Genomic DNA, 24128 nt, shown 5'->3' on the forward strand with positions numbered 1-24128 from the left:
TGAACGCACCTCCAGAAGCGCCTACGCCGGTCGTCCCCGTGGGGGGCGGCCGGCGTCGGCGGTTCTGGAAAGGCGAGGTGAGTCGGCGAGCGTCCGCGCCTCGGCTGTTCCGTCGGGTTGGTGCTCAGTGCATCGCCGCGGCGGCTGAGGCTTCGAGGTTCTCCTCGGGCTTCGGTGCGCCGTCGGTGCGGCCGGCCAGGCGTTGCTCCGGCGTGATGATCGCGATCACCAGGGCGATCGCCAGGAAGGGCAGCGAGACCAGGAACACGTCGTCCATCGCGCTGACCAGGCCGTTCAGGGCCCAGCCCTTCATTGGCTCGTGCAGGGCGTGCAGCACCGGGACGCTGTTGGCTGCCTTGGCCAGCGGCTCGACCATGTTCTGCTGGGCGGCCGGCACGATGTCGTGCAGGTGGTCCTTCAGCCGGCTGGTCAGCACCGCGCCGTAGACGGCCGTACCGATCGCTCCACCCATCGAGCGGAAGAAGGTCATCGTCGAGGTCGCGGTCCCCATGTGCTGCCGGGGAACGCTGTTCTGTGCCGCGGTGACGGTGATCTGCATCGACAGGCCCAGCCCGGCGCCCATCACGAACATGTAGATCGCCAGGTGCCAGTACGGCGTGGTCATGCCGATCGTGGACAGCAGCACCATCGCGCCACCGACCAGGACCGCGGAGATGATCGGGTAGATCTTGTACCGGCCGGTCTTGCTCATCAGCTGGCCGCTCGGGATCGAGGCGGAGAAGATACCGACGATCATCGGCAGCAGCGCCAGACCCGACCGGGTCGGGGACAGGTCCTTGACGGCCTGCAGGTACAGCGGCAGGAAGATCAGCGCGCCGAACATCGCGAAGCCGAGCAGGAAGGCGTAGCCGGCGTACCCGGAGAAGATCCGGCCCTTGAACAGGTCCATCGGGATGATCGGCTCGGCCACCCGCAGCTCGACCAGGACGAAGGCGACGGCCAGCACGACCGAACCGATCAGCAGGGCGAGCGTGGTGCCGTTGCCCCAGCCGTTCTGCGGGCCGGACCAGGAGACCGCCAGCAGCAGCGTGGTGACCGCGCCGGTGACGATGGCGGCGCCGAGGTAGTCGATCTTGTGGCTGCGCTTCACGTGCGGCAGCTTCAGGACGGCGGCGACGATGCCCAGGGCAACGAGGCCGATCGGCAGGTTGATCCAGAAGATCCAGCGCCAGCCGGGACCGTCGGTGAGCAGACCGCCGAGCAGCGGGCCGGCCACCGAGGAGAGGCCGAAGACGGCACCGAAGTACCCCATGTACTTACCGCGCTCGCGCGGCGGGATCACGTCGCCGATGGTGGCGAAGGCCAGCGACATCAGACCGCCGGCGCCCAGACCCTGGACGGCGCGGAAGCCGATCAGCTGCTCGATGTTCTGCGACAGCGCGGACAGCACCGAGCCGCCGAGGAAGGTGAGGATCGCCGCGATGAACAGCGGGCGGCGGCCGTAGAGGTCGGAGATCTTGCCCCACAGCGGAGTGGAGGCGGTCGAGGTCAGCAGGTAGGCCGTGACCACCCAGGACAGCTTGTCCAGGCTGTTGAACTCGCTGACGATCTGCGGCAGCGCGGTACCGACGATGCTCTGGTCGAGTGCGGCCAGGAACATGCCGGCCATCAGGCCGCCGAGGATCACCAGGATGTTGCGGTGAGAAAGGTATGTAGGTTCAGGCGCCGCGACCGCGGGCTCGGTGGTGCTCATCAGTTCTTCTCCACGTTCTGTACGTCGTTACGGTGCGCGGCGGCCGCTGCGGCCCACCCCTTGTCGGCCCATGCTTTGCCGGCATCGCGCTCGTCGACGAGGTTGATCACCCCGTCGGCAAATCTGGTCATCAACTTCTCGAAGGTCTCGATGTCCGACTGCGTCCAGCCGTCCATCGCCTGGGAGAGCAGTTGCATCCGGCGCTTGGCCGCGGCCTCCCACTCGGCGACGCCCTGCTCGGTCAGCTCGACCCGGAAGGCCCGGCCGTCGTCGGGATCGGCGGAGCGCTGGAGCAGTCCCGCCTGCTCGAGCGCCCGGACGTGGCGGCTGGCGGTGGAGGCGTCGATCTCCATCTTGGCCGCCAGGTCGGACAGCCGCAGTGCCCCGTTGCACCGCAGCACGAACAGCACCAGGTGGGCGCTGTGGTCGATCGTGTCGCCGGCCTGCTTCGACTTCAGCCGGCGGCCGATCCGGGTGAAGGCGTGCAGGACGCCCTCCACCGGCGTCTCCGGCACCCATCCCTCATTTACATGCATGGTGCAAGCATATACATGCTTGCGTGATACACGCAAATGAGTTTCCAACTTCTTCGAGTGAGTGGCCACTCATTAACTCGACGTCAGCGACCGGTCACCGAGAGCGATTGGCGACAATGGTCGGACGCTCGATCGAGGAGGAACTGGCATGCAGCAGGTGGCGGTGGTGACCGGCGGGGGTTCGGGGCTCGGTCGGGAGATGGCGCTGGCACTTGCGGCGGCCGGCTTCCAGGTGACGGTGACCGGACGGACCGAGGCGAAGCTTCAGGAGACGGCGGCGGCCGCAGTGAGTGCCGTCGGCCCGGCGGGCGTGGGGGAGGTGCGTACCGCAGTACTGGACGTGTGCGACGGCGCTGCGGTGACGGCCTTCTTCGGTGGGCTGGAGCGGATCGACCTGCTGGTGAACAACGCGGGGACCGGGGCGCCGGCGGCCGCAGTACAGGATGTGACGGAGGAGGACTGGCGGCGGGTCGTCGACACCAACCTGACCGGGTCGTTCCTGTGTGCGCAGGCTGCCTTCGCGTTGATGTTGCGGCAGGAGCCGTCGGGCGGGCGGATCATCAACAACGGGTCGATCTCGGCGCACGTACCGAGGCCGCAGGCGATCGCGTACACGGCGTCGAAGCACGCGATCAGCGGGTTGACCAAGGCGTTGGAGCTGGAGGGCCGCCCGCACGGGATCACCTGCGGACAGATCGACATCGGCAACGCGGCCACCTCGATGACCGCGCGGATGGGCGCCGGCGTCCTGCAGCCGAACGGCTCGATCGAGGTCGAGCCGACCTTCGACCCCAAGGTCGTCGCCGACTTCGTGGTCAAGATCGCCCAGCTCCCCACCGACGTCGCCGTCCCGACCCTGATGGTGATGGCCGCCGGCATGCCGTACGCCGGTCGCGGCTAGGCCAGCTCAGTGGGAGGGGACTGAGAAGCTCCGCCCCAGCATGGTGATGGTCAGCGCGGCGCCGTAGACCCGGTACGGACCGTGGACCGTGCCGGTCACCGTCGAGCCGTTCGGGAGCTTCACCGTGAACTGGCCATCCACGTCCTTGCCCTCCCACGCGAGCGCCCCGGTGACTGCGAGATCCCGCGTGAACCGGGCCCGGTCGAAGCGGAAGGGCCGGTCCTGCCCGTCCTGGTAGGTCACGGCACCGCCGCGGAGCCCGGCCGAGGTGACGCCCTGGATCGACGCCATCTCCTGGAGGCCGTCCATCAGAGTCCACCCGATCACCGTTGCCGCCCGGCGCAGGTCCGCCGGGGCGCTCGGGCCGCGCAGTTGCCGAGCCGGGGGAGCGGCGGCTGTGGTGAGCGGGAAGCTGCCGGGTAGCCAGACCGGCGACTCCGGCACCTGGGCGCAGGACGCATCGCCGAGGTCATGCGTGAGGATGAACCGCTGCATGAGGTCGGCCGCGCACCCGGACCAGAGCCAGGGGATGTGACCCGAGCCGGCGACGGTGAGCTGCTTGGAGCCGACCAGGGAGTCGGCCGCGAGCCGTACGACGGACGGCGGGAGGCCGAAGTCGAGTTCGCCGGCCATCACGAGAGCAGGAACCCCGGTGATCTTGGTGCCGACCGGGAAGTTGGGCCGGTCCTCCCAGGTGGATGCGATACACGGCAGTGGTTGATATCCGGCGTACCCAGGCGCCGCCCAGGCCCCCTTGCTGACCGGCCCGTACATGGCCGGTTCTGCCTTGTACGCCGCCGAGTACTGCCGTTGCCGCGTCGCAGCGGGCGCGCCCTTGTCCCACTGGACCGGCTGATCCACACAGGTCCTAGCCAGCCAGTGGCCTCGCGACTCCTCGCGCGGAGTACCGCTGTCGTGCGGGCCGTTGGCCGGGTCGACGTTGGCGGCCAGCCTGAGCAGCGGTACCGGATCCCCGTGGCGTAAGGCCGTCGCTGCTTGGATGACCTCGGACGGGCCCACGTAGTCGGCGTAGAACATGATGCCGTTGGCCAGCAGGTTCTCCGTCACGGTCAGCTTGTGCGGCACGCCGTGCGAGTCGATGCCGGTGCCCTTCAGCGGCTTGCTCCGTAGCTGGGCCGCCAGCCAATACAGGGTTCCTGCCGGATCTGGGTTCGCCGCGTCGCAGGCAGGCGTGCGGCGGCAGAGACTGGTGAGCATGCCGGCCCAGGCCTTCGGTGGATAGGCATAGAACGGATCGGTACCGACGGTCGCAGCAGGGGAGCCGATCACGATTGACCGGACGTTGCCGGTCCAGCGGGCCGTGTAGGTGAGCATGTCGTTGCCTGCGTACGAAGGGCCGAGCAGGTCGATCTTGCCGTAGCCCAGGGCCCGCCGGACGTCCTCCAGGTCGTCGGCGACATCGGTGGTGCTGTAGAAGTTCGCAGTGTCACCCAGCTGGTCGTGGCACTGGGCAGCGGAGGAGTAGAAAGGCCCGCCGTGCTGCCAGGCGTCGCAGTTGATCGCTGCGGACAGTCCTACGCCGCGCTGGTCGATGAACACGACGTCGCGAGTCTTGCTGACCTCTGCCAGGAGAGTAGGGCCTTGGTAGTGCTGCCCGCCGATCGTGATGGAGGCGCCCGGGCCGCCTTCGCTGGTGAAGACAGCGCCGTCGGCGATCGGTCCGGTGTGCGGGAAGAGCTCTACATGCAGCGGTATCGTCCGGCCGTCCGGATGCCGCCGGTTCAACGGTACCGGCAGTGTCCCGCACTTGAACGTCGGCTCGTCCGGGCACGGCGACAGGGCCAGCAGCGGCAGCGGCGTACGTTGCACGACTGGTACTGCGGCGGTGGTGACGATCGGGCTCAGCGCCAGCGTCAGGCTGGCGACGACGGCGGCGATGCTCGCGTGCTGCATCCTCATGGCGGGCCCCTTCCCCTCGCCTGTCAGCTCACCAGCTTGTTGCCGCCAAGCGCATCCAGGTCCGCACCGCACTGGGAGTGAGGGCTGGCACCGATTGACGGATCGCCCGGCGGACTCCGACCATTCAGGAGTGCGGGCGCGAATCCTGATCGTGGACGACTATGTGCTCTTCCGCAGTTCGGCACGCCGGATGCTCGAAGCCCAGGGCCTGCAGGTGGTGGGCGAGGCCGGCGACGGGGCTGCGGCGATCGCTGCTGTCCGGGAGCTGCGCCCAGACGTCGTCCTGCTGGATCTGCAACTGCCCGACATGGACGGCTTCGAGGTGGCCCGCCTGCTCGCCGCCGAGCCCGACCCGCCGGCGGTAGTACTGACCTCGATCCGGGCGGCGTCCGACTACGGCGCACGGCTGACCGCTGCGGCGGCCCGGGGCTTCGTCCCGAAGGTCGAGTTGTCCGGGGCAACGATCTCCGCCGTGCTCGGGGAACCGGGATGATCGTCGTCGCCGGAATCGCCGCGACACTGGCGTATGGCTGGCTCGCGCTGACGAGCGATGGGATCGGCTGGCAGTTCAGCGCGATCCCCTGGCTGTACGTGATGGCCGGGCTGATTGCGGTGCATCGGCGGGCCGGGGTGCGGATCGGGCTGTTGCTGGGACTGACCGGGCTCGCCTACACGATGATGCCGTTGCAGTCGTCGCGGATCCCGGTGGTGTGGACGGTTGCAACGGCACTTGACCTGGCGATCGTGCCCGCACTAGCGCTGTTGTTGCTCGCCTTCCCGGACGGTCGGCTGAAGCACGGCTGGGAACGCGCCTTCGTGCTGGCGACTGTGGTCGCGCTGGTCTGCTGGACAGTGATTCCGATGGCCTGGCTCCGGCCGGACGCCTACGGCTGCACCGACTGCCCGGCAGGCCTCAACCTGCTGGAGGTCGACGACCCCCTGCGCGGCCTCCGGAACATCTACGAGGTCTTGCCCAGCCGGGCCTACTTCCTGGCGCCGATGCTCCTCCTGCTGGCCGTGGTCTGCGTAGTCCGCTGGGCCCGAGCGAGTCGCGCCCGCAAGCGGATCACCGGCGTCGTGCTGCTCGCTGCGATTCCGTTGCTGCTGGCAATGACTGCGCAGATCATCTACTTCTCCTTCAAGCTCTACGACAGGTACCCCGGCTTCGTCGAGCCGCTCTACCAGATCGCCATGTACGCCGGACTGGCCCACCCCGTCGCCTATCTACTCAGCCTGTGGCGGCTGTGGAGCCGCAAGGCGAAGGTCAGCGGGCTGGTGCTCGAGCTGGCCGGTCAGCCGTCGGCGGAACTGCTCGAGCGCGCCGTCGGGAAGGCGCTCGGCGATCCGACCCTGGTGGTCGGTCGCTGGGACGGCAGGCGCTACGTGACCGCCGATGGGTGCACCCTGGAGCCAACGTCCGAGGGGACCCGGCGGACGACCTACCTGGAGAGCGAAGGCAAGCCATTGGCTGTAGTGGTGCACGACTCGGCTCTGCTCGACGACGGCGCTCTACTGGACTCGGTTGGCGCCGTAACCCGGCTAGCGGTCGACAACGAGCGGCTGCAGGCCGAGTTGACCGCGCAGTTGGAGGAGGTCCGGGCCTCGCGCTCCCGGATCGTCGCGGCCACTGATGGCGAGCGACGGCGGTTGGAGCGGGATCTGCACGACGGTGCTCAGCAGCGGCTCGTCACGCTCACCTTGGACGCTCGACTTGCTGCAGCGAACTCCAGTGACCCAGCCGTGCGGCAGTCGGTGGCGGCGATCGCTGATGGGCTGACGGTGGCGCTGGCCGAGTTGCGGGAGCTTGCCCGGGGCATTCATCCGTCGATGCTCGGGGAGAACGGTTTGGGGTCGTGCCTCCAGACGCTGGCGGAGCGTTCCGCAGTACCGGTGCGGCTGGTCGGGGTGAGTGAGCGGCGGTATCCGGTGGCGGTCGAGACTGCGGCGTACTTCGTGGTGTCCGAGGCGCTTGCCAATGCGGCCAAGCATGCGATGGCTAGCGAGGTGGTGGTGTCGCTAGTGGATACCAGTGGCCGGCTGGTGGTCGAGGTGGCTGACGACGGGGTCGGTGGTGCTGACCCGGCGGCCGGATCGGGGCTGGGCGGGCTGGCGGATCGGGTGGCGTCCGTGGACGGCGTACTGCGGGTGGAGAGCAAGCCTGGTGACGGTACGCGCGTAGTGGCGGAGTTCCCATGCGGGTAGTCATCGCGGACGATTCGCTGCTCTTCCGGGAGGGCCTGGCCCGGGTACTGGTCGATGCTGGATTCGAGGTCGCGGGGCAGGTCGCGGATGCCGAGGAGTTGCAGCGGTGTGTGGATCGCGAGTTGCCGGACGTGGTGATCGTCGACATCCGGATGCCACCGGGGTATTCGACCGAGGGGCTCGTGGCCGCGCAGAGCATTCGCGAGCGGCACCCCGGTACCGGCGTACTGGTGTTGTCGCAGTACGTCGAACCGCAGTACGCGATGTCGCTGCTCTCCTCTGGGGCCACTGCGGCGGGGTACCTGCTGAAGGACCGGGTGGCCGAGCTGACCGAGTTTGCCGAGGCGGTCCGGCGAGTGGCTCGCGGTGAGCTGCTGATCGACCCAGCGGTGGTCCGGCAACTGCTGGACCGGAGGCGCAAGCACAATCCGATCGACCAGCTGACCGAGCGTGAGCGCGACGTGCTCGCCCTGATGGCCCAGGGCCGCTCGAACCAGTCGATCACCGACACCCTGGTGCTCAGCCCGAAGACGGTCGAGGCGCATGTCCGGGCGATCTTCCGCAAGCTCGAACTGCAGCAGACGGCCGACGATCACCGCCGCGTGCTCGCCGTCCTGGCCTTCCTCCGGTCCGAGCCCACGGGGTGACTGCCCAAATCCACAAGAGCATTGTCGGCGGCTCGGTCTAGGGTCTTCGTGTGGAGGAAACGCGGGAGTCGCTGGTGCGGGCGCGGGGGTTGCGGAAGTCCTATGCGGACTTCGAGGCCGTCGCGGGGATCGACCTGGACGTGTGGAAAGGGGAGGCCTTCGGCTTCCTCGGACCGAACGGCGCGGGCAAGTCGTCGACGATGCGGATGATCGGTGCGGTCTCGCCGGTCAGCGGCGGTGAGCTGCGCATCCTCGGGATGGATCCGGGCACCCACGGACCGGCGATCCGGGCAAGGCTCGGCGTCTGCCCGCAGGACGACACCCTCGACGTCGAGCTGTCCGTCCACGAGAACCTGACTGTGTACGGCCGGTACTTCGGGCTGAGCCGGGCCGAGTGCCGGGAGCGGGCCGACGAGCTGCTCGAGTTCGTCGCGCTGACCGAGAAGGCCAAGGTCAAGGTCGACGAACTGTCGGGCGGGATGAAGCGGCGGCTGACGATCGCGCGGTCGCTGGTGAGCAAACCCGACCTCCTCCTGCTCGACGAGCCGACGACCGGGCTCGACCCGCAAGCGCGGCACCTGCTCTGGGACAAGCTGTTCCGGCTCAAGCAGGACGGCGTGACCCTGATCATCACCACGCACTACATGGACGAGGCCGAGCAGTTGTGCGACCGGCTGGTCGTGATGGACGCCGGCAAGATCGCGGCCGAGGGGTCGCCGGCCGAGCTGATCCGGGACTACTCGACCCGTGAGGTGACCGAGCTGCGGTTCGGGCCCGAGGTGATGATGTCCGATCACGACGCGCTGGCCGGCAAGGTGGAGGATCTCGCGCAGCGGATCGAAGTACTGCCTGACCGGTTGTTGCTCTACACCGATGACGGGGAGCGCGCGGTCGCGGCCGTGCATGAGCGTGGGCTGCAGCCGGCTGCTGTGCTGGTGCGCCGTTCGACGTTGGAGGACGTGTTCCTGCGGCTCACCGGCCGGACGTTGGTCGACTGAGATGGCCGTGCTCGCGGTGGAGAACGGCCGTCGCCAGTTCGACTACTGGCTGACGGTCTACAAGCGCACCTGGAAGGGCAGTCTGGTCAGCAGCTTCCTGCTGCCACTGCTCTACCTGGCCGCGATGGGGATCGGGCTCGGCTCGTTCGTCGACGACAACGGGACGGGCGCGCTCGGCGGGGTCAGCTACCTGCAGTTCATCGCGCCCGGACTGCTCGCCGCGACCGCGTTGCAGATCGGCGTGGCCGAGTCGACCTATCCGGTGATGGGCGGGATCAGGTGGCACAAGACCTACTTCTCGATGATCGCGACGCCGCTGCGGCCGGCCGACGTGATGTACGGGCAGCTGGCCTTCATCGCCTTCCGGGTGCTCACGACCTGCGCGGTCTTCGTCGCGGTCATCGCCGCCTTCGGTGGGTTGAAGTCGGCGTGGGGCGTGCTCGGCCTGCCGGTCGCTCTGCTCGTCGGGCTGGCCGTGTCGGCGCCGGTCTGCGCGTACGCCACGACGCTCGACAACGACTCGGGCTTCGCGATGGTCTTCCGGTTCGGCGTCATCCCGGCGTTCCTGTTCTCCGGTGCCTTCTTCCCGGTCTCCCAACTGCCGAACTGGATCGAGTGGCTCGCTTACCTCAGCCCGCTGTGGCACGGCGTCGAGCTGTCGCGTGACCTCAGCCTCGGCACGGTCGAGCTGCTGCCGGCGCTCGGCAACATCGCCTACCTGTCGGCGTGGTTCGGCATCGGCACCTGGCTCGCGGTGCGCGCCCTGACCCGGAGGTTGATCAGCTGATGGCCACTCTCACCGCCCGGGTCGTCCCGCTGCCGATCAAGCCCGGCAACGGCCGCACGCTGGTCGAGCGCAACTTCCTGGTCTACCGCCGATCCTGGGTCGTCTTCCTCTCCGGCTTCTTCGAGCCGGTCTTCTACCTGCTCTCGATCGGCATCGGTGTCGCCCAGCTGGTCGGCGACTTCACCCTCGCGGACGGCACCAAGATCGGGTACGCCGCCTTCGTCGCGCCGGCCATGCTGGCCAGCTCCGCGATGAACGGCGCCATCTTCGACTCGACGTACAACATCTTCTTCCGGATGAAGTACGCCCGGCTCTACGACTCGATGCTCGCCACCCCGCTGAGACCGTGGGACGTGGCGACCGGTGAGGTCACCTGGGCCTTGCTCCGGGGCGCCTGCTACTCAGCGATGTTCATCCTGGTGATGCTCGTGCTCGGGCTGATCCAGTCGTGGTGGGCGTTGCTCGCGCTGCCGGTGTCGGTGCTGCTCGGCTACGCGTTCGCGGGCGCGGGGATGGCGCTGACCACCTTCATGCGGAGCTGGCAGGACTTCGAGTTCGTCCAGCTCGCGACGATGCCGATGTTCTTGTTCTCGGCGACCTTCTACCCGGTCGAGACCTACCCGGGCTACATCCGCTGGCTCGTCGAGATCACCCCGCTCTACCAAGGCGTCGCGCTGGAGCGTGCCCTCACTACCGGCGCGGTCAGCTGGACCTTGCTCATCAACGCCCTGTACCTCGCGCTGATGGGCACTGCGGGTATGTACGTCGCCTCCCGCCGCCTGGGGAAACTCCTGCTCAAGTGACGCTCAGTGTGGCTGCCGTGAAGAGCAAGCAGGCCGAGGTGGCACCCGGATCCAGGTGACCGACGCTTCGTTCGCCGAGATAGCTGGCACGGCCTTTGCGGGCAAGCATGTCAATGGTCGAATCGCGACCGGCCGAAGCGGCCAGCAGTCCGGCGTGGAAGACATCAGGCAGGTCGTACTGCGCCAAGGCCGCGGCGTCGATCGCGTCGACCGCTGGTGCGAGTACGTCGTACAGGGTCTTGTCGCCGGGCTCGGCGCGGCCGCGGGCGACGACCCCGGCCAGGCCGGCTCGCAAGCCAAGGGCGAACCGGCGTGTGTCCAGAGCAGGGTCGTTGCCGATGGCATCACCGAGGCAGACGAAGAAAGTGCCGAAGAGTGGGCCGGCGGCACCACCGACGTTGCTCACCACGGTCCGCCCGACGTGCCTGATCAGATCGCCAGGCCGTTGCGGCGCAGTCGGTAGGCCGGCCGCGACGACGGTGAAGCCACGGTCGAGATTCGTGCCATGGTCCGCGTCGCCGATCGCCGCGTCGAGCGCGTTGAGCCGGTCGTGATGCACGCTCACCAGCGCGCCGAACTCGTGCACCCAGCGTGAGAGCAGCTCCGCCGTGATGCGGTCGCTCATACCTGTACCTCTTCGCGCCTCGCGGCCCTCGTGCGAGACAGCGCGGCGAAGGTGAGCCCGGCCAGTACTCCGGCGCTCAGCTCGGCGAGCACGTAGACAGGGAGCTGGGCGAAGTGCACCTGGCCACCGGCAAGCTGCTGGATCAGCATCGGCCCGACTGTACGGGCTGGGTTGATCGAGGCGCCGGTGATCGGGGCGACCGGGATGATCGCGCCGAAGACGACCAGCCCGATCGCGAGCCCGGCGAACCCGGGGGCAGCCTTGCGATGCGTCGCGCCGAAGACCGTGAGGACCAGGATGAAGGTCCCGACGAACTCGGCCGTGAACGCCTGGACGCTGCCGACGCCCGTGCCGTAGGTCGCGATGCCGAGCCCGAGGTCGCTCGCCTTCGACCCGAGCACGCCGAGAATCGCGGCCGCGCCGACGACGGCCCCGGCCAGTTGGGCGCCGACGTACGCCGGAACCAGGGACCACGGGAACTTGCCCGTCGCGGCAAGGCCGACCGTGACGGCGGGGTTGATGTGGTTGCCGGAGATCGGGCCGAGCGCGTACACCGTGGCGACCACCGCCGCCGCGAAGGCGAGCGAAATCATCCCGAGGTCGGCCATCGTGAACGGCGCCGAGCCGTTCACGATCAGCGTCGCGGGGACGGCGCCGACCCCGACGAACACCAGGATCGCGGTACCGATCAGTTCGCCGGCCAGGCGCTGGGGCAGGGAGTTCTCGTCCATGGGAAGTCCTTCCGGGAGGTTCCCGAGTAGAGGCTGGGAATCTGAAACCCATTCGGCATCGTCGAATGGTTCTCGGAACATACGCCTGTGGTTCACTGCTGTAAAGATGTGTTCGATCCACTGAGGGGAACTGGGATGATCCAGTCCGTCGACCGGGCGATCCGGATCCTCGGAGTGCTGCAGGGTGCGCGCCGGCTGAGCCTGTCGGAGGTCGCGAGCCGGCTCGAACTGCCGCCGTCGACCGTGCACGGGATCCTCAAGACGCTGCAGGCGCACGGCATGGTGGTGCAGGACCGTGATTCGACCCGGTACCAGCTGGGCCCGGCGGTGCTCAAGCTCGGCAACGTCTACCTGGACACCCTGGAGCTCCGCTCCCGTGCGGTGACCTGGTCGGAGGAGCTCGCCCGGCGCAGCGGGCACGCGGTCCGGACCGGGGTGCTCACCTTCGACGAGGTGGTGATCATCCACCACGAGCCCAGGCCCGACGGCAGTCGCCAGATGCCCGAGGTCGGCATCGTCATCCCTGCTCATGCAAGCGCGCTGGGCAAGGCACTGCTCGCCTTCCTGCCGGAGCAGGTGGACGAGCTGACCGGCGACAAGCTGCGCAGCATGACGTCGGAGACGCTGGTCGATCCCGCCGTACTGCGCGCGCAGCTGGCCGAGGTCGCCAAGGAGGCGCTGGCCACCGAGCGGGAAGAGGCAGTGCTCGGCGAGGCGGGGATCGCGGCGCCGATCTTCGATGCGTCCGGAGTGGCGGTCGGCGCCATCGGCATCGTCCTCCCGGCCGCCGACTGGCCACCGGCGGAGTCGAGCTTCACCGCTGTTCGTGAGGCGGCTCGCAACATCTCGCGCGAGCTGGGTGCTCCGCGCTGGCCGGTTCCTGCCTGACGATCGGCTGGTCTTTACAGCCAGATGAACGCGACCTATGGTGTGAAACTCATTCGACATTATCGAATGCAATTCACAAGCCGAAGGGTTGCCGCCGTGAAGAAGCTCATCAACGCACCGGCCGATGTGGTTCCCGAGATGCTGCGCGGATTCGCGCTCGCCAATCCCGCGCTGATGCTGCTGGGTGACGGCGTGGTGATCCGAACCGATGCCGGGCAGTTGAAGGCTGCCGGGCAGGTCGCGCTGATCTCCGGGGGCGGGGCCGGGCACGAACCTGCGCATGCCGGGTACGTCGGGCGCGGGATGCTGACGGCAGCCGTGGCCGGTGACGTCTTCAGTTCGCCGTCGGCGGACGCCGTACTGACCGCGATCCGCGCTGTCGGCGGTCCGGCGGGTGTGCTGCTGATCGTGAAGAACTACACGGGGGACCGGCTGAACTTCGGGCTCGCCGCGGAGATCGCCCGAGGTGAAGGGATCCCGGCCGAGGTCGTCGTGGTCGCGGATGACGCCGCGCTCGCGGACAGCGACGAGAACGCGGGGCGGCGCGGTCTTGCCGGTACGGTCCTCGTGCACAAGATCGCCGGCGCGGCGGCCGAGGCCGGACAGCCGCTCGACGCCGTCGCGCGGCTCGCCCGGGCGGCTGCCGGGTCCGTGGCGACGATGGGAGTCGCCTTGTCCGGTTGCACGGTGCCCGCGGCCGGCAAGCCCGGCCTCGACCTCGGTCCGGACGAGATCGAGTGGGGCCTGGGCATCCACGGCGAACCAGGGGTCGAACGCGGCCCGATCCCGACCGCCGACGAGATCGTCGACCGCCTGCTCGGCCGGCTCAGCGCGGACCTCGACCTGGCCGGGGGCGACCGAGTCGTCCTGCTGGTCAACAACCTCGGCGGCACACCGGCGATGGAGCTGGGCATCATCGCCCACCGAGCCGTCGACCACCTGGCCGCTCGCGGCATCGTTGTGGAACGCCTCTGGGTAGGCACCTTCCTCACCGCCCTCGAAATGGCCGGCTGCTCCTTGTCCGTGGCCCGGGTGAGCGACCAGGCGCTGGCTCTCCTGGACGCGCCCTCCCAAACCGTGGCGTGGCCGGCCGCGCATCTCGGCCGGGTCTCGTCACACCCTGAAACCCGGCCGGCTCCTTCGAAACCCCGCGAGCTGAAGCCGGCCGTCGACGAATCGCTCTGGCGTTCGGTAGCTGTTGTCTGCAACGCGTTGATCGCCGTCGAGCAGCAGCTCACCGATCTCGACCAACTCGTCGGCGACGGCGACCTCGGGATCAGCCTCGCCCGCGGGGCACAAGCAGTCCTTGCTGCCAAGTCCGACTACGACGGCACCGATCATGCCTCGACCCTCCGTGGGATCGCAGCCACCATTCGCCGTACCGTCGGCGGCACCTCCGGCCCGCTCTACGCGGCGCTGGTACTGCGAACCGCCGCCGCCCTCGCCGCAAGCCACTCCTGGCCGGAGGCCTTCGAGCAGGGCGTTGACGCCGTGGCCGAACTCGGTGGTGCCGAACTCGGCGACCGCACCATGCTCGACGCGTTGATCCCAGCGGCGGCCTCGCTGCGTACCGGCGTACTGGCTGATGCTGTGGTTGCCGCCCGGAAGGGCACCGACGAGACGGCCGGCATCCAGGCGCGACGGGGCCGCTCGAGTTATCTCGGTGACCGTGCCCTCGGTACCGTCGATCCCGGCGCCGAGGCCGTCGTCATCTGGCTGGATGCTCTCGCCACCGAGAAGGCCCCCGAACAGGTCAGCTGATTAGGCTGCGGAGCCACCAGACCGCGCCGCGGACCATGGCGTCGGCGCTCGGGCCGGACAGGTGGTCGGGCAGGTACAGCGAGGTCATGGTCTGGTGGAGCGCGCCCAAGCTCTCCGCCAGTGCCAGCGCCCGGCGGAGAGCTTCCGGTGAGGCATAGGTCTCCCACTCGGCGAGGTAGGCGTCCTTCACCCGCTGATCGGTCGACAGCGGCGACCGCTTCTCGACGAAGGTCACCAGGTCGAGGAACGGATGCGACACCGCCGCATCGGTCCAGTCGAACGCGAGCACCTTGCCATCCCGTACGGCGAGGTTGCGCGGATGCAGGTCCCCGTGGAGCAACGTCTCCGGTACGCCGACAGCCGACAGCTCAGCAATAGCCGCCCGCAACTCGTCCGCCCGCCGCGGCAGCTTCACACGCTCAGCCGGCTCGAGCCGCTCGGTCGCCGGGTTCGATCCGAAGAGCTGGTCGATGGCGCCGTCGAGCACCGCGAGCCGGCGATCGACACACGTGAAGGACAGCAACCGCTCCGGCTGATCCGCAAAACTGCGCTGCAATCGCGCATGCCCGCGCAACGACTCGATCCACAGCTCCACATCAGGTTCGCGAGCCAGCGCCGGACCGAGATCGGGCAGCAGCATCCACGCCCGCTCCTCGTCGATCGCCAGCGGCGCCGGAACCTCACCCGGCCGGGCCTCGGACAGCTTCTGCAAGAGCACCGGTTCATGCGCGAACAACAGCGGAAACGCGGCGGCACGCACCGGCCGGATCGTGCTCGAATGGGCAAGCGCCTTGAAGTACACATCGCCCTTCGAGGTCGGGCATCGCAGTACGTTCGACAACCCCCAGGACCGCACTTGAGCCGGTACGCCGGTCAGCGGTGTCCCAGCCTTCGACAACTGCTCGTCGATCCAGGGCAGCGCCTCGGCGTACCAGCCGGGCCTCGTCCAGGCGGGAGTGACGGGGGAGTCGGCGGGCAAGGCGAGTTGCGCGCGGGCGGCATCGACCAGCGGGTCGTCGAAAGAAGGCACCCAGGACGCGTCGGAAGGGACCGATCCCACGCTCACCATCAGATAGGAGGTCTCACCCGGCCGGTCGTCGAGGCAGGTCAGCACGCAGGCCTCGATCCCCAGCTCCGAGCGCAGCGCGCGGACCGGAGCATCGACATCGGGGAACCAGAACTCGTCCGCGACCGACACCCGGGGCAGCCCGGAAGGCAGCACCAGAAGCGCTTCGTCGTCCGGACGCACCACCACCGCCGTGACTCTCACAGCACCTCCTATCGCTGCCCGCAGAGTAGAGGAGGAACGTTGGCGGGCCCACCGAATTAGCTCCGGAAATGTAATTGCCGCGTCACCAGCTGCAACCGATCCGGCGGCCGCTGCGTCCGATCAGGATGTTCAGAGCTTTCAGAGCGCGGATGCGCCGGATCAAGGATCAGCTGGCCTTGCTGGAGCAGCTGAGAGTGCCGCTGGAAGAGCTGCCCGGGGGGCAGGATCAGTGGATCGAGGACTCGATGGAGTGGTTCGTCGAGCAGTTCGGATCCGACGTGTTCAACCGCCCGATCGTCCGGCCGTCCGTTTTCATCCCGGCCGGGTACGACGGATCGCGCGCCGCGGCGTACCGGCTGTTCGAGAAGGTCCGCGAGCGGATGGGAGTACCGCCCGGGCGGCTCGTCGTCCGGTTCGACCTGGACGACATCGGTCCGGCGGCGATCCGGACCAGGGCGCAACGGGAGCTGGCCGGCGCGACCAGGCTGCGGTTCGGCCTGTGGGTGCCGGGCCGCAACCGGAACACCATCTTCACCAGCGCGCGGCTGCTCGGTGAGCCGTCCGTGCTGGTCGCGAACTTCGCCCACGAGATCGGTCACGAGCTGCTGATCGGCGAGGGCCGGATCGCCGCCGACCGGCCCGATCAGGAGTCGCTGACCGATCTGCTCGCGGTCTTCCAGGGCTTCGGCATCTTCCTCGCCAACGCCTCCTTCGGCCGGCTGCCCGGCGGCGACCGCAACGCGACGATGGCGATGTTCTACCTGCGCGAACGCGCCCTCACCGACGCCCTCGCGTACTACGCCTTCCGCCGCGGCACCCGTGGCCTCCCGCCCTGGGAGGACGAGCTCGACCGCCCGGTCCGTTCCGGCCTGGTCGTCCGCCTCAAGCAGCTACAAGACGCGGCCCAGCCCGGTAAATAAGCACCCACAACGCCCTGTCGCGCTTAGTGCCCCGTAAGCGCTGCAGCTCGACGCTATCGGCGCCCAGGCACGCACCTCGCGGCACTTGCCCAGCGCCCACGATGCTCCGCATCGAGGCCACTGACCAAGCACCACGATGCACGCACCTGGACACCGCTGTCGTTCGACCTGCAGCGCTTACGGGGCACTAGTGTGGACAGGGTGAGCATCACTGCGGCTGAGATTGCCAGGGCAGCGGATCTGCTGCACGACGTGGTGGCGCCGACCCCGCTGGAGTACTCGCGGTGGTTGAGCGACCTGGTCGGCGGCGACGTGTTCCTCAAGTGCGAGAACCTGCAGCGGACCGGCTCGTTCAAGCTGCGCGGCGCGTACGTCCGGATGGCGCGGCTGTCGAAGAAGGAGCGCGCGCTCGGCGTCGTCGCGGCCAGCGCGGGCAACCACGCGCAGGGCGTCGCGCTCGCGGCCCAGTTGCTCGGCATCAAGGCGACGGTGTTCATGCCGTACGGTGCGCCGATCCCCAAGGAGAAGGCCACCCGGGCGTACGGCGCGGACATCCGGTTCGTCGGTACGTCGATCGACGACTGCCTGATCGCGGCGCGGGCGTTCGAGGCGGAGACGGGCGCGATCCTGATCCACCCGTTCGACCACCGCGACATCGTCGCCGGGCAGGCGACGACCGGGCTGGAGATCGTCGAGCAGTGCCCGCAGGTGCGGACGGTCGTCGTACCGACCGGAGGCGGTGGCCTGATCGCCGGGATCGCGCTTGCGATGCAGCGTGACGGGATGCCGATCGAGGTCGTCGGCGTACAGGCGAAGGGCGCGGCGGCGTACCCGGCCTCGCTCGAAGCCGGTATGCCGGTGCAGCTCGAGAAGATGGCGACCATGGCGGACGGGATCGCCGTCGGGCTGCCGGGTACCGTCCCGTTCGCCGCGATCCAGCAGTACGTGAGCGGCGTACTGACCGTCGATGAGGACTCGTTGTCGAAGGCACTGCTGCTGGTGCTCGAACGCGCCAAGCTGGTCGTCGAGCCGGCCGGGGCTGCTGCCGTGGCCGCAGTCCTGGACGACCCGAAGCGGTTCAAGCCACCGCTCGTGGTGGTGCTGTCCGGCGGCAACATCGACCCGCTGCTGCTGATGCGGGTGATCCGGCACGGCATGGCGGCAGCAGGCCGGTACCTGTCCCTGCGGGTCCGCATCCCCGACACCCCGGGAGGCCTGGCCACGCTGCTCGGCCGGCTCGCCGAGGTGGACGCCAACATCATCGAGGTGCTGCACGAGCGCATCTCGGAAACGCTCAGCCTGGACGAGGTCGAGGTCGCGTTGCAGCTCGAGACCCGGGGTGAGGACCACCGCGCCCGGGTACTGGCGAGCTTGAGCACCAACGGCTACACGTACACGCTCAACTAGAAGGAGCCCCCGGTGAAGGTCGTCGCGCTAGCTACCGCAGCTTTGTTGCTCACAGCAGCCTGTACTCCGGGCTCCGACAACCCGAGTGGCGGTGCGAGCGCGCCGAGTTCGGTGAAGACCGATGCGAGCACGTTGGGGGACGTGACGCTGACCGTCTGGGACCAGGAGGTCCGCGGCGGGCAGGGGGCGCAGATGGCCGAGCTGAACAAGCAGTTCCAGGCGAAGTACCCGAACATCAAGCTCAAGCGGGTCTCGCGGTCCTTCGACGACCTCAAGACCACGTTGCGGCTGGCACTGACCGGCAACGACGCGCCGGACGTGGTGCAGGCGAACAACGGACGCTCGGACATGGGTGAGTTCGTCAAGGCCGGGCAGCTCGTGCCGCTGGACAAGTGGGCGGACGCGTACAACTGGAAGAGCCGGTACCCGGCCTCGGTGCTGCAGTATTCGCGGTACTCGGCGGACGGCAAGACCTTCGGCGAGGGCAACCTCTACGGGCTGCCGCAGGTCGGCGAGGTCGTCGGCATCTACTACAACAAGACCAAGCTGGCTGCGCTCGGGATCGAGCTGCCCAAGACCTGGGCCGACTTCGAGAACGCGCTCGGCAAGGCGAAGGCGGCCGGCGAGGTGCCGATGCAGTTCGGCAACCTCGACAAGTGGCCGGCCATCCACGTCTTCGGCACCGTGCAGGACAAGAACGTGCCGGCCGAGCAGATCACCACGCTCGCCTTCGGGCGCGCGGGCGCTTCGTGGAAGACGGCGGAGAACACGAAGGCCGCGGAGACCTTGGTGTCGTGGGTGGACAAGGGCTACTTCAACCAGGGATTCAACGGGCAGGGGTACGACCCGGCCTGGCAGGACTTCGGCAAGGGCAAGGGTGTCTTCCTGATCGCCGGCACCTGGTTGCAGGCCGATCTGCAGAAGGCGCTGGGCGACAAGGTCGGCTTCATGCTCCCGCCAGGCGCGTCGGCCGACGAGAAGCCGGTCGTGACCGGTGGTACCGGGTTGCCGTTCGCGGTGACGAACAAGGCGAAGAACCCGGACGCGGCCGCGGCGTACATCAACTTCATCAACAGCCCGGATGCGATGAAGGTGCTGACCAGCACGGGCAACCTGCCGATCGCCGACACGTCGGCGCAGCAGGCGCCGGCCGGGCTCGCGGCTGACATCTTCAACGCCTTCGGTACTGCGGTCGGCAAGGAAGGTCTCGTCCCGTATCTCGACTATGCGACGCCGACCATGTACGACACGCTCGGCGCCGCGCTGCAGGACCTGCTGGCCAAGAAGGCGACCCCGGCACAGTTCGTCGACAAGCTCGAAGCCGACTACAGCAAGTTCGCCGGCAAGTGAGCTCACCTCCTGGCGAGCCGCGCAAGATCGGCTATCTCTACATCCTGCCCGCATTCCTTGTCTACGCAGCGTTTCTGCTCTATCCGCTCGGGCGGGCGGTGCATCTTTCGCTGTTCGAGTGGGACGGGATCACGCTCGGGAAGTTCGTTGGCCTGAGCAACTATGCGGACGTGATCGCGGACGGCGGGCTGCGCGCGGCATTCGGGCATGCGTTGGTGCTGATCGTCTTCTATTCGGTACTTCCGGTGGTGATCGGGCTGGCGCTGGCGTCGGTGTTGCAGCGGGCTCGGGTGCGCGGGCTGGGGTTCTTCCGCACCGTGGTGTTCCTGCCGCAGGTGATCGCGATGGTGGTCGTGGCGGTGTCGTGGCGGCACATCTATGCGCCGGACGGGCCGTTGAACGACGTACTGCGTGCTGTCGGGCTCGACTCCGTCGCTCGGGGGTGGCTGGGGGACTACACGTTCGCCTTGCCGGCCGTCGGGGTGATCGGGACGTGGTTCGAGACCGGGCTGGTGACGGTGTTGTTGCTGGCGGGGATGGCGCGGATTCCGGCTGAGCGGTATGAGGCTGCGCGGCTGGACGGGGCCGGGGCAGTGGCGGAATTCTTCGCGGTGGTGCTGCCGGCGGTGCGGGGTGAGATCGCGGTCGCCGTGACGCTGACGGTGATCGCGGCGTTGCGGACCTTCGACCTGGTCTACGTGACGACCAGTGGGGGTCCGGGGAATTCGACCAGCGTTCCGTCGTACGAGGTGTATCACCGGGCGTTCGAGTTGGGTCAGGTCGGTTCGGCGGCGGCGATCGGGGTGTGCCTGACGGTGCTGATCTTCGCGATCACGCTGGGAGTCAACCGGCTGGCGGATCGGAGTACGTCGTGAGGGCGCCGCTGGCCGAGCGGGTCGGCAACTACCTGCTGCTGACCGTCTTCGGGCTGTTCGCGCTCGGGCCGATCGTGACGATCCTGGTGTCTGCTTTGGGGCCTGATGACGGCGGCGGTGGTTCGAGCGGCTTCGGGAACTTCGGGAAGGCCTGGGAGATCGGGCACTTCGGCAGCTATCTGCGGACGAGTGTCCTGGTGTCATTGTTCGTCGTGGTGCTGAGCGTCTTGCTGTCGATCTTGAGTGGCTATGCATTCGGCACGATGCGGTTCAGGGGTGCCGGGGTGCTGTTCTACCTGTTCCTGCTCGGCATCATGATGCCGACCGAGGCGATCGTGGTTCCGCTGTACTTCGATCTGCGCACGCTCGGGCTGACCGACACGTTCTGGGCCGTCGCGCTGCCGCAGGTCGCGCAATCGGTTGCCTTCGGCACCTTCTGGATGCGGGCCTACTTCCGGTCGTCGAGCCGGTCGCTGGTGGAGGCGGCGCGGCTCGACGGTGCGGGACATTGGCGGACTCTGTGGGCGGTACTGGTGCCGCCCGCGCGTCCTGCGCTGGTGACGCTGATCGTGCTGGTGTTCATGTGGACGTGGAACGAGTTCCTGATTCCGCTGGTGATGGTGACGAGTGAGTCGCTACGGACCGCGCCGTTGGGGTTGGCGTTCTTCTCCGGGCAGTACACGTCCGGGTTCACGCTGCTCGCGGCAGGCGCCGTCATCGTGGGCACACCGGTGGTACTCGTCTACGCGTTCCTGCAGCGCCACTTCATCGCGGGGATGCTGGAGGGCGCAGTACGGGAGTAGTTAGAGCGGCTCGCACGACTTGAGCAGCGGGGAGTGCAAGCGCTCGGCCAGCACCCGGCGGTGCGTGGGCGCCGCCTCGGTCTGCCGGAGCAGGCCTTCGTCCGTGAGCTTCACGTTGACCGCGCGGCGGTCCTCGTGGCACATCAGCCGCTCGACCAGGCCGGCGGTCTCGAGCCTGCCGATCACGCGGGAGAGCGCGCTCTGGCTCAGGTGGACCGACTTGGCGATGGTCTGGACCTTCGCGGACTGATCAGGGAGCTCGGCGAGCCGCTCGAGCACCTCGTACTCACTCATGCCCAGCCCGTGATGCTGCAGCTCGCGATCGAGCGCACAGCCTATATCGGCGTGTCGAGCCAACAGCTCGCGCCATATGCGGACATCGGCGCTGACTTCACCAGTCTCAGCGCTGACCTTCGTCTCGGTCATGGAGGCGACGTTATCATGCAACTGCATTCAATGCAAGCGCAATTAATGAGTAGACATTAGATGCAAGTGCATGCAATGCTCTCTTCTCGTGACACAAACAACAACGCACACCACCACTCCGGATCGCCTGACCTGGGACGCGCGCCTCTGGGGCGCACTCCTCGTGGTCTGCGGCGTGATCTTCCTCGACGGCCTGGACGTGTCCATGGTCGGTATGTCGCTGCCGTCCATCGGCGCCGACCTCGGCGTCTCGCTCTCCTCCCTGCAGTGGGTCGTCACCGGCTACGTGCTCGGGTACGGCGGGTTCCTGCTGCTCGGTGGCCGTACCGCCGACCTGCTCGGCCGTCGCCGCGTGTTCCTGGTCGCGCTCGCCGTCTTCGCCCTGGTCTCGATGCTGAGCTCACTGGCTACCAACCCCGAACTGCTCATCGCCGCGCGGTTCGTGAAGGGCATCGCCGCCGCGTTCACCGCGCCGGCCGCGCTCTCGATCATCACCACCACCTTCCACGAGGGCCCGGATCGCAACCGCGCCCTCAGTGTCTTCACCACCTGCGCCGCGAGCGGTTTCTCGATGGGCCTGATCCTCGGCGGCCTGCTGACCGAGGTCGGCTGGCGCTGGACCTTCCTGATGCCTGGCCCGGTCGCGCTGATCGTGCTGCTGTTCGCACTCAAGCTGATCCCGAACAGCCCGCGGGACGAGAGCGCCGGCGGGTACGACGTACCGGGTGCTGTCACTGTCACGGCCGGCATGTTGTCGCTGGTCTTCGCCGTCGTCGGAGCCGAGGGAGCCGGCTGGGTCTCCTTCCGCACCATCGGGCTGTTCGTGCTCTCCGCGGTCCTGCTGGCGTCGTTCGTGCTGATCGAGCTGAAGACCAAGCACCCGCTGGTCCGGCTGGGCATCTTCAAGCAGGCCAACCTGCGGAACGCGAACCTCGCGATCATGACGGTGTTCGGGGCGTACGTCTCCTTCCAGTTCATCGGCACGCTGTACCTGCAGAACCTGCTCGGCTGGTCGTCGCTGGAGACGGCGCTGGGCTTCCTGCCGGCCGGCCTGATCGTCGCCTTCCTGTCGCCGAACGCCGGCAAGGTGGCCGACCGGATCGGTACCGAGCGGATGGTCGCGGCGGGCATGCTGCTCTTCGTCGCCGGCTACGCGCTCTTCCTGCGGATCGGTCCGTCGTCGGACTACATGGCCACCGTGCTGCCGACGATCGTGCTGATCGGTCTGGGCTTCGCGATCACCTTCCCGGCGCTGAACATGCAGGCCACCAACGGGGTCGCCGACAACGAGCAAGGGCTCGCGTCGGGGCTCTTCAACACCTCGGCACAGGTCGGCGGGGCGATCGTGCTCGCCATCACCACCGCGGTGATCGGCAGCCAGTCGCACGGCGTCACGGTGCCGAGCGGGATGCTCTCGGCGTACAAGCCGGCGCTGGTCGTCGTCACGGGGATCACCATCCTCGGCACGCTGATCGGGTTCCTCGGTCTGCGCGGGCTGGGGGCGCGGCGGGCGGCTGAGGCTGCTGAGTTGGCCGAGCTGGACGCAGTACAGAAAGAACTGGCGGACGAGGAGATGACTCCGGCCGCCTGAACCACATATGCGCAGTACCGCAGTGCGGGTCCCGGGCTACTCCGCCGGGGCCCGCACTGCCGTGTTCGACGCCTGTTGGTTGTGCTCGGCCGGGCTGGGCACCTGTAGCGGATGCGCACTGAAGAGCCGGAAGGTCGTCTGCTGGCTGGGCGGTACCGGCTGCTCGGCCTCTTGGGGCGAGGCGGTATGGGTGTGGTCTGGCACGCCCGGGACGAGGTGCTCGGCCGCGAGGTGGCGGTCAAGGAGATCTTGCTGCCGCCCGAGCTCCCCGACGAGCAACGCGCCATTCTCCGTCGCCGGACGCTTCGGGAGGCCCGCTCGGCCGCCAGGCTCAGTGACCCCAACGTCGTCGCCGTCTACGACGTGGTGGAGGAGGAGGGGCGGCCGTGGATCGTGATGGAGTACGTCAAGTCCCGGACGCTGGCCGACGCTGTCCGCTCGGACGGGCCGCTGCCGTACCGGGAGGTGGCGAGGATCGGGCTGCAAGTGCTGGGTGCACTGGAGGCGGCGCATCCGGCGGGAGTACTGCATCGCGACGTGAAGCCGAGCAATGTACTGCTCGCCGATGACGGCCGGGTCGTCCTGACCGACTTCGGCATCGCAACCCTGGAAGGCGAAACGGCCCTCACCCAGTCGGGGACGCTGGTGGGCTCTCCGGCGTACATCGCGCCTGAACGGGTGCAAGCTCGAGGTGCCGGCCCGGAATCGGACCTGTGGTCGCTGGGCGCCACGCTCTACACGGCCGTCGAGGGGCGTCCGCCCCACGACCGCGATACCCCGCTGACCACCCTCACCGCCGCCGTGACCGAGCCCCCGGACCCACCGAAGCTGGCCGGTCCGCTCTGGCCGGCCCTCGAAGGCCTGCTACGCAAGGACCCAGCCGACCGAATAGACGCCCCCGCAGCCCGCCGTCTGCTGTTACAAGCCGCCACACCACTCCCCAAACCCCCCACCATCACCCCCAAACCAACCC

Annotated in this window: 23 protein-coding genes; 16 read left to right on the plus strand and 7 right to left on the minus strand. The window is 68.3% G+C overall.

Annotated features, from left to right (window positions below):
- Window positions 1–124 precede the first annotated feature (124 nt).
- Window positions 125–1714 (minus strand): MDR family MFS transporter, encoded by a 1590-nt coding sequence (locus ABD116_RS21810; RefSeq protein WP_343973104.1) that lies wholly within the window; start codon window positions 1712–1714, stop codon window positions 125–127.
- On the minus strand, window positions 1714–2250 hold the full coding sequence (locus ABD116_RS21815; RefSeq protein ID WP_343973107.1) for a MarR family winged helix-turn-helix transcriptional regulator: 537 nt from the start codon (window positions 2248–2250) through the stop codon (window positions 1714–1716). Before ABD116_RS21815 ends, ABD116_RS21810 begins: the two co-directional genes overlap by 1 nt.
- A 148-nt stretch (window positions 2251–2398) precedes the next feature.
- Between ABD116_RS21815 and ABD116_RS21820 the strand changes: the two genes are divergently transcribed.
- Window positions 2399–3151, plus strand: coding sequence for an SDR family oxidoreductase (locus ABD116_RS21820; protein ID WP_343973110.1), 753 nt, complete (start codon window positions 2399–2401; stop codon window positions 3149–3151).
- A gap of 6 nt (window positions 3152–3157) precedes the next feature.
- On the opposite strand, the gene ABD116_RS21825 is transcribed toward ABD116_RS21820, so the two are convergent.
- The gene (locus ABD116_RS21825) at window positions 3158–5071 is read right to left on the minus strand and encodes an alpha/beta fold hydrolase (protein WP_343973113.1); all 1914 of its coding nucleotides are present in this window, start codon (window positions 5069–5071) and stop codon (window positions 3158–3160) included.
- A gap of 130 nt (window positions 5072–5201) precedes the next feature.
- Here ABD116_RS21825 and ABD116_RS21830 point away from each other — a divergent pair, with 130 nt between their 5' ends.
- Genes ABD116_RS21830 through ABD116_RS21855 form a run of 6 tightly spaced genes read left to right on the plus strand, consistent with a single transcriptional unit; the run spans window position 5202 to window position 10508 of the window.
- Complete coding sequence (locus ABD116_RS21830; RefSeq protein ID WP_343973116.1) at window positions 5202–5564, plus strand: response regulator; 363 nt, start codon at window positions 5202–5204, stop codon at window positions 5562–5564.
- Window positions 5561–7273, plus strand: a complete 1713-nt coding sequence (locus ABD116_RS21835) for a sensor histidine kinase (protein ID WP_343973119.1) — start codon at window positions 5561–5563, stop codon at window positions 7271–7273. Before ABD116_RS21830 ends, ABD116_RS21835 begins: the two co-directional genes overlap by 4 nt.
- Complete coding sequence (locus ABD116_RS21840) at window positions 7264–7920, plus strand: response regulator transcription factor (RefSeq protein ID WP_343973122.1); 657 nt, start codon at window positions 7264–7266, stop codon at window positions 7918–7920. Before ABD116_RS21835 ends, ABD116_RS21840 begins: the two co-directional genes overlap by 10 nt.
- Window positions 7921–7970: 50 nt before the next feature.
- On the plus strand, window positions 7971–8918 hold the full coding sequence (locus ABD116_RS21845) for an ABC transporter ATP-binding protein (RefSeq protein ID WP_343973125.1): 948 nt from the start codon (window positions 7971–7973) through the stop codon (window positions 8916–8918).
- A 1-nt stretch (window position 8919) separates the two neighbouring features.
- Entirely contained in the window at window positions 8920–9705 is a 786-nt protein-coding gene (locus ABD116_RS21850; protein ID WP_343973128.1) for an ABC transporter permease, read from the plus strand.
- The gene (locus tag ABD116_RS21855) at window positions 9705–10508 is read left to right on the plus strand and encodes an ABC transporter permease (RefSeq protein ID WP_343973131.1); all 804 of its coding nucleotides are present in this window, start codon (window positions 9705–9707) and stop codon (window positions 10506–10508) included. Before ABD116_RS21850 ends, ABD116_RS21855 begins: the two co-directional genes overlap by 1 nt.
- On the opposite strand, the gene dhaL (ABD116_RS21860) is transcribed toward ABD116_RS21855, so the two are convergent.
- Window positions 10501–11133: a dihydroxyacetone kinase subunit DhaL gene (gene dhaL, locus ABD116_RS21860; RefSeq protein ID WP_343973134.1), complete on the minus strand. Its 633-nt coding sequence runs from the start codon at window positions 11131–11133 to the stop codon at window positions 10501–10503. The two genes, ABD116_RS21855 and dhaL (ABD116_RS21860), sit on opposite strands and share 8 nt — an antisense overlap.
- Window positions 11130–11864 (minus strand): MIP/aquaporin family protein, encoded by a 735-nt coding sequence (locus ABD116_RS21865; RefSeq protein WP_343973136.1) that lies wholly within the window; start codon window positions 11862–11864, stop codon window positions 11130–11132. The genes dhaL (ABD116_RS21860) and ABD116_RS21865 overlap by 4 nt, the downstream gene beginning before the upstream one ends.
- A gap of 135 nt (window positions 11865–11999) precedes the next feature.
- On the opposite strand from ABD116_RS21865, the gene ABD116_RS21870 reads away from it, so the two are divergent.
- The gene (locus ABD116_RS21870; RefSeq protein WP_343973139.1) at window positions 12000–12752 is read left to right on the plus strand and encodes an IclR family transcriptional regulator; all 753 of its coding nucleotides are present in this window, start codon (window positions 12000–12002) and stop codon (window positions 12750–12752) included.
- A gap of 96 nt (window positions 12753–12848) precedes the next feature.
- Window positions 12849–14513: a dihydroxyacetone kinase subunit DhaL gene (gene dhaL, locus ABD116_RS21875; protein ID WP_343973142.1), complete on the plus strand. Its 1665-nt coding sequence runs from the start codon at window positions 12849–12851 to the stop codon at window positions 14511–14513.
- Here dhaL (ABD116_RS21875) and ABD116_RS21880 read toward each other — a convergent pair.
- A complete protein-coding gene (locus ABD116_RS21880; RefSeq protein WP_343973145.1) occupies window positions 14506–15783 on the minus strand; it encodes a phosphotransferase in 1278 nt (425 codons plus the stop codon). The genes dhaL (ABD116_RS21875) and ABD116_RS21880 overlap by 8 nt on opposite strands.
- A gap of 149 nt (window positions 15784–15932) precedes the next feature.
- On the opposite strand from ABD116_RS21880, the gene ABD116_RS21885 reads away from it, so the two are divergent.
- From ABD116_RS21885 to ABD116_RS21905, 5 genes are all read left to right on the plus strand, one after another.
- Entirely contained in the window at window positions 15933–16703 is a 771-nt protein-coding gene (locus ABD116_RS21885; RefSeq protein WP_343973148.1) for a hypothetical protein, read from the plus strand.
- Between the two features lie 201 nt (window positions 16704–16904).
- The gene (ilvA, locus tag ABD116_RS21890; RefSeq protein ID WP_343973151.1) at window positions 16905–18110 is read left to right on the plus strand and encodes a threonine ammonia-lyase; all 1206 of its coding nucleotides are present in this window, start codon (window positions 16905–16907) and stop codon (window positions 18108–18110) included.
- Window positions 18111–18122: 12 nt separating this feature from the next.
- Window positions 18123–19460, plus strand: coding sequence for an extracellular solute-binding protein (locus ABD116_RS21895; protein WP_343973154.1), 1338 nt, complete (start codon window positions 18123–18125; stop codon window positions 19458–19460).
- On the plus strand, window positions 19457–20335 hold the full coding sequence (locus tag ABD116_RS21900) for a carbohydrate ABC transporter permease (protein ID WP_343973157.1): 879 nt from the start codon (window positions 19457–19459) through the stop codon (window positions 20333–20335). The genes ABD116_RS21895 and ABD116_RS21900 overlap by 4 nt, the downstream gene beginning before the upstream one ends.
- A complete protein-coding gene (locus ABD116_RS21905) occupies window positions 20332–21138 on the plus strand; it encodes a carbohydrate ABC transporter permease (RefSeq protein ID WP_343973160.1) in 807 nt (268 codons plus the stop codon). The genes ABD116_RS21900 and ABD116_RS21905 overlap by 4 nt, the downstream gene beginning before the upstream one ends.
- On the opposite strand, the gene ABD116_RS21910 is transcribed toward ABD116_RS21905, so the two are convergent.
- Complete coding sequence (locus ABD116_RS21910) at window positions 21139–21564, minus strand: MarR family winged helix-turn-helix transcriptional regulator (protein ID WP_343973163.1); 426 nt, start codon at window positions 21562–21564, stop codon at window positions 21139–21141.
- A gap of 88 nt (window positions 21565–21652) precedes the next feature.
- Here ABD116_RS21910 and ABD116_RS21915 point away from each other — a divergent pair, with 88 nt between their 5' ends.
- Together ABD116_RS21915 and ABD116_RS21920 are read left to right on the plus strand one after the other, a co-directional pair.
- A complete protein-coding gene (locus ABD116_RS21915) occupies window positions 21653–23155 on the plus strand; it encodes an MFS transporter (protein WP_343973166.1) in 1503 nt (500 codons plus the stop codon).
- Window positions 23156–23266: 111 nt separating this feature from the next.
- Window positions 23267–24128: serine/threonine-protein kinase (locus tag ABD116_RS21920; protein WP_343973169.1), on the plus strand; the 862-nt coding region annotated here is incomplete at its 3' end.

It is taken from the genome of Kribbella koreensis, assembly GCF_039525325.1.
In the GTDB taxonomy this organism is placed as follows: Bacteria; Actinomycetota; Actinomycetes; order Propionibacteriales; family Kribbellaceae; genus Kribbella; species Kribbella koreensis.

What these genes read in the sequence shown, in the direction of transcription:
- ABD116_RS21810 (WP_343973104.1), bottom strand. Translation starts at nt 1,714, where the DNA reads ATGAGCACCACCGAGCCCGCGGTCGCGGCGCCTGAACCTACATACCTT.
- ABD116_RS21885 (WP_343973148.1), top strand. Translation starts at nt 15,933, where the DNA reads ATGCGCCGGATCAAGGATCAGCTGGCCTTGCTGGAGCAGCTGAGAGTG.
- ABD116_RS21865 (WP_343973136.1), bottom strand. Translation starts at nt 11,864, where the DNA reads ATGGACGAGAACTCCCTGCCCCAGCGCCTGGCCGGCGAACTGATCGGT.
- ABD116_RS21825 (WP_343973113.1), bottom strand. Translation starts at nt 5,071, where the DNA reads ATGAGGATGCAGCACGCGAGCATCGCCGCCGTCGTCGCCAGCCTGACG.
- ABD116_RS21840 (WP_343973122.1), top strand. Translation starts at nt 7,264, where the DNA reads ATGCGGGTAGTCATCGCGGACGATTCGCTGCTCTTCCGGGAGGGCCTG.
- ABD116_RS21835 (WP_343973119.1), top strand. Translation starts at nt 5,561, where the DNA reads ATGATCGTCGTCGCCGGAATCGCCGCGACACTGGCGTATGGCTGGCTC.
- ABD116_RS21870 (WP_343973139.1), top strand. Translation starts at nt 12,000, where the DNA reads ATGATCCAGTCCGTCGACCGGGCGATCCGGATCCTCGGAGTGCTGCAG.
- ABD116_RS21855 (WP_343973131.1), top strand. Translation starts at nt 9,705, where the DNA reads ATGGCCACTCTCACCGCCCGGGTCGTCCCGCTGCCGATCAAGCCCGGC.
- ABD116_RS21850 (WP_343973128.1), top strand. Translation starts at nt 8,920, where the DNA reads ATGGCCGTGCTCGCGGTGGAGAACGGCCGTCGCCAGTTCGACTACTGG.
- dhaL (WP_343973134.1), bottom strand. Translation starts at nt 11,133, where the DNA reads ATGAGCGACCGCATCACGGCGGAGCTGCTCTCACGCTGGGTGCACGAG.
- ABD116_RS21815 (WP_343973107.1), bottom strand. Translation starts at nt 2,250, where the DNA reads ATGCATGTAAATGAGGGATGGGTGCCGGAGACGCCGGTGGAGGGCGTC.
- ABD116_RS21910 (WP_343973163.1), bottom strand. Translation starts at nt 21,564, where the DNA reads ATGACCGAGACGAAGGTCAGCGCTGAGACTGGTGAAGTCAGCGCCGAT.
- ABD116_RS21820 (WP_343973110.1), top strand. Translation starts at nt 2,399, where the DNA reads ATGCAGCAGGTGGCGGTGGTGACCGGCGGGGGTTCGGGGCTCGGTCGG.